Here is a 7,729-nt window from a genome sequence, read left to right on the forward strand (position 1 = left end):
GCGGTCAGCCTCCCAACTGCTGAAGCGTATCGAAGAAGTCCGGGTAGGAGATCGCAACGACCTCCGGCGCAGTGATGCGGCTCGCGCCCTCGGCGGCGAGAGCGAGCACGGCAAGGCTCATGGCGATACGGTGATCTTGATAGGTATCAAAGGTTGCGCCGCGCGGCCGCCGCCCACCGCGGATGATCATGCCGTCGTCTGTTTCCTCGATGTCCACACCGGCCTTGGTAAGCTCAGCGACCATGGCGGAAATGCGGTTGGATTCCTTGACCTTCAGCTCCTGCGCGTCTCGGATGACAGTCTCACCCTCAGCAAATGCGGCGGCGACAGCGATGACGGGCAGCTCGTCGATTAGGCGAGGGATGATCGAGCCGCCGATCTCAATGCCGTGCAGCGCACTGTGCCTGACGGTCAGGTCGCAGATGGGCTCTGCATGGTCGCAGAAATGCTCCTCAGCAATATCCGCGCCCATGCTGCGAAGCACGTCCAAAATGCCGGTGCGTGTCGGATTGACGCCGACATTTTTGATGGTCAGCTCGCTGCCGGGAACGATTGCACCCGCGACAAGGAAGAACGCAGCCGACGAAATGTCAGCCGGAACAGTGATATCGACCGCGTGCAGATCCTCCGGTGGGTCGAGCGTAATGACGTTGCCGTGCGTTTCGATCTCCACACCGAGGGCGCGGAACATGCGCTCGGTGTGGTCGCGTGAGGGGGCTGGCTCGATAATGGTCGTCTGTCCCTCGGCGTACAGACCGGCGAGCAGAATGGCGCTCTTGAGCTGGGCGGACGCAACCGGCAAACGGTATTCGATGCCGCACAACTCGCTCGGATAGATGCGGAGCGGACAATAGTTGTCGCTTTTGCCCTCAATAGACGCACCCATCTCGCGCAGAGGCTTGATGACGCGCCCCATCGGCCGCTTTTGTATGGAAGCATCGCCATTCATTACGGAAGCGAAGGATTGCCCGGCAAGGATACCGCACAAAAGCCGTGTGGTCGTGCCGCTGTTGCCGGTATAAAGCGTCTCCTCCGGGGCGGACAGGCCGTGCAGACCAACACCATGAACGATGACCTCGGTTTCGGTGCGCTCGATCTGCACGCCCATTTTGCGAAAGCAGTCGATGGTGGAAAGACAGTCCTCGCCCATCAGAAAGCCGGAAATATGGGTCGTGCCGTTGGCCAGCGCGCCCAGCATGACCGCGCGGTGAGAGATGGATTTATCGCCCGGTACGGTGATCGCACCGCACAGCGGGCCGCAGGGATGAATTTGCATTTGTTTCACTCCTCCGTCGCATCGGACACATGGTAGCTGCCGATGACCTTAATGTAGGGAAGCTCCTCATAGAGCTGATACAGCAGCGAACGCACAGCATGGTCGCGCATATTGCCGGTAAAGTCAATATAAAACACATAGCACCATGGGCTGTCCTTGAGCGGACGGGAGTATATCGCAGTCATATCAATGGCATAGTCGGCAAAGATATCCAGCACACCGCCCAGTGAGCCAGCTGTGTTCGGGATGTGGAACGCAATTTCGATGCGGTTGTCATCCGGCTGGCTGGTCAGGTGGCGGCTGACTGCGATAAAGCGCGTTTCGTTATGCTGCAAGTCGTTGATGCCCTCAGCAAGGATAGTAAGCCCGTACTGCTCGGCCGCCTCACGTGAGCAGATAGCGGCCAGCCGCTTGTCTTGCTTTTGGGCGACGCTTTGCGCCGCGACCGCAGTGTTGGACACTTCGATAGACGCAAGGCCATGCTCGTGAATAAAGGCGCGGCACTGGGGCAGGGCATGGGGGTGCGAGCAGACACGCTCGATATCCGAAAGCCCGGCGCCGGGCACGGCGGCAAGACAGTGGCGGATTTTTTTGATGTACGAACAGTTGATTGATAGGTCATACTCCAGCAGCAGGTCGTAGACCGCGCTGATTGAGCCTGCGGTTGTATTTTCGACCGGCACGACGCCTACGTCGGCCTTGCCGTCACGCACGGCCTGAAACACCTGCTCCCACGTCTGCACATTTTCCGGCTCACAGTGCGGGAAAAGTGCGCGCGCGGCCAGTTCCTGGTATGCGCCGGGTGCGCCCTGATAATAGACCGAGCGGGGACAAAGCGCTGCCTGCTTCGGGTGGAAGGGAAATTTATCGGGGTTCAGGCGAAGTATCTCGCTATATTGATATTCACGGCTGGCGCGTATCATACTTTGCAGCAGCGCGATATATTTGACGCGCAACTCCTCGGCCATGCCGGTGGCGCGCTTTTCGATGATCTCGGCCTCGCGGTTAGGCTTGTAGATCGCATCGTCGGTCTGTGCCTTGGTCTGTGCGACCTCGCGGGCGAGCGACATGCGTAGCAGAAACAGCTCGCGGATGGCGGCATCCACCGAGTTGATATCCTGCCGGATAACGGAAAGATCACGCATAGCCCTTGGCCTCCCTCAGCAGATCAGCCAGCGCGATCGCGCAGGCAGCCTCGATCACTGGTGCGGCGCGAGTCACAATGCACGGATCGTGACGTCCGTGGATAGACAGCGGCTCGACCTGACCGGTCTGGATATTGAGTGTGTGCTGCGCCGTCGAGATGGACGGTGTGGGCTTGATGCACACACGCACAAGCAGCGGCATACCGTTTGTGATGCCGCCGAGCACGCCGCCGTTATTATTGGTCTCGGTCTTGACCATCTGTCCGTCCAGATACAGCGCGTCGTTCGCGTGTGAGCCGCGCAGTGCGGCAAAGGCGAAGCCTGCGCCAAACTCCACGCCTTTGACAGCGGGCACAGCAAACAGCAGGGAGGATAGTCGGCTCTCAACCGAGTCCATCATCGGACTGCCGATGCCGGCGGGCAGGCCGACAGCCGCGGCCTCGATCACACCGCCGACTGAATCCTGCTGGAGGCGCGCTTCTTCAATTGCGGCCAGCATGGCTTCCAACGCCTTGGGGTTGTTGACCGGATAGTCCGCCATGCGCAGCGCGTCTAGCTGCGCGGGACTTACCTCCACATCGTCAAATGGCATATCCTGTATTTGCGCGATCGACTGGATGTGTGAGCCGACTGCAACGCCCATCTTGCGCAGCCACAGCTTGCACAGCGCGCCCGCGAACACAAGCGGCGCGGTCAGCCGACCGGAAAAGTGCCCGCCGCCGCGCGGGTCGTTGCAGCCCTTGTAGCGCACTGAGCCGGTGTAATCCGCGTGCCCCGGACGGGGCTGCGCGGCCAGCGCGGCATAGTCGCCCGAGCGCTGGTTGGTGTTCTGGATGACGGCGCAGATCGGCGCGCCGGTCGTGCGGCCATGCAGCATACCCGATTGGAGCAGCGGCAGATCGGCCTCCTTGCGCGCGGTCGACTGCTTGTTGCGGCCGGGCGCGCGCCGTTCCATTTCACGCAGCACAAAGGCTTCATCATATGTAACGCCGGGCGGAAACCCGTCGATGACGATCCCAATGCCGGCGCCGTGGGATTCTCCGAAAACAGAAATTTTGATGGCATTGCCCCAGACAGAACCCATGGTGTGCCCTCCTTACAGTTTCAGAATGTACGCATGCAGCCGATCAGTCTCGATGGGCGTGATTTCCGCTCGTCCGGCCTCGCGCACAAGGATAAAATTGACCGTGCCGCCGAACTTCTTTTTGTCCGCCAGCAGCGCATCAAAAATCGCTTCGCGGTCATAGGCAAGCGTGCTCGGCAAGCCGACATGATCGAGCAGCGGCAGCAGCGAAGCAGTCAGGTCGGCATTGCCCAACAGCGCAGACAGACGCATGGCGGCCGCCATGCCGATGGCAACGGCTTGTCCGTGCGTCAGCGCGGTATAATTGCCCAGCTTTTCGGCCGCGTGACCGATCGTGTGGCCGAAATTCAGGATCATGCGCAGGCCGGTGTCGTGTTCATCAATCGCCACCACATCGCGCTTGATCTTGACGCACTCATAGATGATTTGCTCGATATTGTCCCTATAATTGGGCTGTGCGACCAGTGAAAGGATCGTTTTGTTGGCGATATAGCCGTATTTTATCACCTCGGCCATGCCGTCGGCAAAGGTGCTGTCCGGCAGGGAGGAGAGCACCTTAGGGTCGATCAGCACCAGCCTTGGCTGATAAAAGGCGCCGACCAAATTTTTGCCCTCCGGCAGATCGACGCCCGTCTTGCCGCCGACCGAAGAATCGACCTGCGCGAGCAGCGTTGTCGGTATCTGGCAGAGCGACACGCCGCGCAGCAGCGTTGCCGCGGCAAAGCCGGTGATATCACCGACTACACCACCGCCAAGCGCCACGACAAGATCCTTCCGTGTGATACCGGCGGCCAGCATATCATGGTAGATGTCCTCGACGGTGGCAAGATGCTTGTGTTCCTCGCCCGCAGGAATGATGGTGTGCGAGACAGGAAAGGCAAGCTGGCTTTCCAGCCGCGCAAGATACAGCGGCGCTACATTGGAATCGGTGACGATATGGATGCGGCTGGGCGAGAAGGATTGGCCGATGACCACGCCCGCGCGGTCGAAAAGACCGGACTCGATATAGATTTCCGAAAGTCCGTTGCCGCCTTGTAGGGTCAGCGGTTCTCTCATGGCTTACAGCTCCTTTTGTCGCTGGGATTTTTGAAATTTCTGTACTGCAAATTCATAGGATGCGCGGATAAGCGGCTTGATCGTTTCATAAGTCTCGGCCGACGGGTTGAGCACGCATACCCATCCCATCCACGCATAGACAGGGTGGGGGAGCAGGGTATCGAGCGTGGTAAAGTCATAAGGCAGACAAACCGCGCAGCCCTTGGACGGGCGGGGCGGCGGCGCACCAAAATACTGGCAGTAAAGCGCGCGCGGCAGGCCAAAATTGACTCGGTATACGCCGTCGCGATCCAGCTGGGAGGCGCGGTCGTTCGCGCCGTCCCGCTGCTTGATGGTGAGCACATATACGCCACGTTTGCGAATGCCGCCAGGGTTGTAAAAAATACCGGATTCACCCCAACTGTCCGCTTGAACAGTGTCTGCAAAGCTCGAAAGGCAGTCAGACAGGATCAGGCGGCAGTCAGCCGCGCTCAAAGCGAGCGGCCGACCGCGGCGGCTACCGCACGCAGGCTGGCCATCGTTTCGGCGAAGGATTCATAGGTGAGCGATTGCGCACCGTCGGACAGCGCGTGCGCCGGATCGTTGTGTACTTCGATCATCAGGCCGTCTGCACCGGCAGCAACGGCGGCTTTGGCCAGCGGCTCGACCATCCAATATATGCCGCCCGCGTGGGACGGGTCGACGATGACCGGCAGGTGGCTCATGCGCTTGAGCACGGGCACGGCCGAGATATCCAGCGTGTTGCGGGTGAAGGTCTCGTAGGTGCGGATACCGCGCTCACACAGGATGACGTTCTCGTTGCCGCCCGCCATCAGATATTCGGCGCTCATCAGGAACTCCTCCATCGTGTTGGCAAAGCCGCGCTTGAGCAGCACGGGCTTGCGGGTCTGCCCCAGCTCCTTGAGCAGCTCAAAATTCTGCATGTTGCGTGCGCCGACCTGAAAACAGTCGCACTTATCGGCGAACAGGTCGATATGCGCGGGGTTGGTGATCTCAGTGACGACCGGCAGGCCGGTGACCTCATGCGCCTTGTGCAGCAGCTCAAGACCGTCCGCCTGTAGCCCTTGGAAGGAATAGGGGGAGGAGCGCGGCTTCCATGCGCCGCCGCGCAGCGCGGTCGCTCCCTGCGCCTGCACATGGCGGGCAATGTCAACGATCTGCTCCTCGCTCTCGACCGAGCAGGGGCCGGCCATCACCACCAGCTTGCTGCCGCCGACAGAAACGCCGGGCGCGATGTCGACCACCGTGTCTGCCGGGTGCATCTTGCGGTTAGCCAGCTTGAACGGCTCCTGTACCTTGATGATGTTGTCCACTTCGGGGTCACGCAGCAGCGCGTCCTTGTCGACCGCGCCGGTGTCGCCTACAAGGCCGATGACGATAGTGCCCTCGCCGTAAATCGGGTTTGCCTTTACATTCCAGCGCTCAATGTGACGGGAAAGCTCCTCCACGTGCTCGCGGGTCGCACTGGGTTTCATAATGATGATCATGCGATTTACTCCTTATCTGTCAAAATAGGTATATTTTTAGGTATATTTTTATGTTTGTCAGGCGGAATAGGACAATAAAAAAGTCCTTCATCCACAAAGAGGGACGAAAGACAAACGATTCCGCGGTACCACCCACATTCGGCAGACAACTGCCGCACTTTTCGGATACATACATATCCTATCCCTGTAACGGAGGAGTCCCGGCAGCGCCTACTTTACTGTTGGTTCAGCGCCGCAACTCAAGAGGGAACTTCATCGTTCCGGCGTCTGCGTCCGTTTCCAGTCTTGCCGGACACTCCCTGAAAAGCCGCACTTGGGACAATTACTTTCCTCTGTCATCGCTTTGTGCAATATACATGGTTATTATAAAAGCATTCGGCTGATTTGTCAATGCCTGTTTTCGGCTTTTTCGGTTCTGCAAGAGGGTTTTGCTCATCTTTTAGATGTATTACCACCCGCCGTGCTGTCTTTTAGAAAAAACAAGGGAAACCGCGCTTTGCGCGATCTCCCTTGGAAGGTATGCAAGACGGTTTTTCAGCAAGCGCTGTCAGTCGGCCCACCGGATGGTAGGCGAAGGGGATCATTCGCTTGCGGTATGCGGCTTGAGATGGAACTGACGGGTCTGCTCATGCAGCAGGCGCACCTGATCGAACAGCTCTGCGCTCACCGAGGCGGCGTTTTCGCTGCTGGCCGAGTTGGTCTGCACAACTGTGGATATCTCACCGATACCTTCGGTGACCTGCGTGATAGAGGAAGCCTCGTCCTGCACAGCCTCGGCGATTATTCGGATATCACTGCTGGAGCGGGTGACCAGCTCGAGCGTTTTTTTCAGTGAGACGGAGACCTCTCCCACGATCTGTCCGCCGCGCTCGGTGGCACGAACGGAGTTTTCAATCAGTTCCTTGGTCGCCTTGGCGGCCTGATCGGATTGGGAGGCCAGACGGCGCACCTCATCAGCCACGACGGCAAAACCCTTGCCGGCTGTGCCGGCGCGCGCGGCTTCGATCGCAGCGTTCAGCGCCAGGATATTGGTCTGGAACGCAATGTTTTCAATAGTGGAAATGATGCGGCCGATCTCCTGAGACGAATGCGTAATATCGGTCATAGCGGCTACCATATGCCCCATCTGCTCCTCGCTGATGGCGACCTGCTCCCGGGTCATCTGGGCGTTGTGCTGTGCGTTGCACGAGGTCTCAACGTTCTTTTCCGCACTTCTGGACAAATGCTCAAGAGTGGCGTACATCTCCTGAATGGAGCCGGCCTGCTTGGCAGCGCCCTGCGCCAGCTCGTGGGAACTGCTGGAAAGCTGCTCGGCATCTGACGATATCTGATGCTCTGCCTGCGTGATCTGCCTCAGCGCGGCCGAAATGGTGGTAGTAAAGCTGTCGATGGACTGCTCGATTGAGCGAAAATCGCCGATAAACGATTCGGATACGCCGACATCAAAATCTCCCTTGGACAGCTGCGCCATCATGCGGTTGATATCGGCCACATAGCTGTTGATCAGGCTCATCGACCGCTTGAGTATCTTTGCCAGCTCACCCAGCTCATTTTCGGCGCTGTAAGACAGGTCAAGCTCTAAATGCCCCTGTTCAAGCGGGCGGCTGCTGTCGGAAAGCAGCAGTATCGGCCGGATAACCTGCCGCAGCACATACTGAATCAGGCTGATGAGGAAAATGAG

Annotated in this window: 7 protein-coding genes and 1 other annotated feature; all 7 genes read right to left on the reverse strand. The window is 58.9% G+C overall.

Features of this window, described 5'->3' with window-relative positions; genetic code table 11:
• Nucleotides 1–4 precede the first annotated feature (4 nt).
• The gene (aroA, locus tag MR935_RS08580; RefSeq protein ID WP_290572754.1) at nt 5–1,276 is read right to left on the reverse strand and encodes a 3-phosphoshikimate 1-carboxyvinyltransferase; all 1,272 of its coding nucleotides are present in this window, start codon (nt 1,274–1,276) and stop codon (nt 5–7) included.
• Nucleotides 1,277–1,281: 5 nt separating this feature from the next.
• Nucleotides 1,282–2,421 (reverse strand): prephenate dehydratase, encoded by a 1,140-nt coding sequence (gene pheA, locus MR935_RS08585; protein ID WP_290572756.1) that lies wholly within the window; start codon nt 2,419–2,421, stop codon nt 1,282–1,284.
• Nucleotides 2,414–3,505, reverse strand: a complete 1,092-nt coding sequence (gene aroC / locus MR935_RS08590; RefSeq protein ID WP_290572758.1) for a chorismate synthase — start codon at nt 3,503–3,505, stop codon at nt 2,414–2,416. Before aroC ends, pheA begins: the two co-directional genes overlap by 8 nt.
• 12 nt (nt 3,506–3,517) lie before the next feature.
• A complete protein-coding gene (aroB, locus tag MR935_RS08595; protein ID WP_290572760.1) occupies nt 3,518–4,561 on the reverse strand; it encodes a 3-dehydroquinate synthase in 1,044 nt (347 codons plus the stop codon).
• A gap of 3 nt (nt 4,562–4,564) precedes the next feature.
• Nucleotides 4,565–5,035, reverse strand: coding sequence for a DUF6194 family protein (locus MR935_RS08600; RefSeq protein WP_290572761.1), 471 nt, complete (start codon nt 5,033–5,035; stop codon nt 4,565–4,567).
• The gene (aroF, locus tag MR935_RS08605) at nt 5,032–6,048 is read right to left on the reverse strand and encodes a 3-deoxy-7-phosphoheptulonate synthase (RefSeq protein WP_290572763.1); all 1,017 of its coding nucleotides are present in this window, start codon (nt 6,046–6,048) and stop codon (nt 5,032–5,034) included. Before aroF ends, MR935_RS08600 begins: the two co-directional genes overlap by 4 nt.
• Before the next feature lie 96 nt (nt 6,049–6,144).
• Nucleotides 6,145–6,396, reverse strand: a binding site (T-box leader).
• A 232-nt stretch (nt 6,397–6,628) separates the two neighbouring features.
• On the reverse strand, nt 6,629–7,729 hold a 1,101-nt coding region (locus MR935_RS08610), incomplete at its 5' end, for a methyl-accepting chemotaxis protein (RefSeq protein WP_290572764.1).

Origin of the sequence: Agathobaculum sp. (assembly GCF_022775115.1) — a bacterium.
Lineage (GTDB): Bacteria > Bacillota > Clostridia > Oscillospirales > Butyricicoccaceae > Agathobaculum.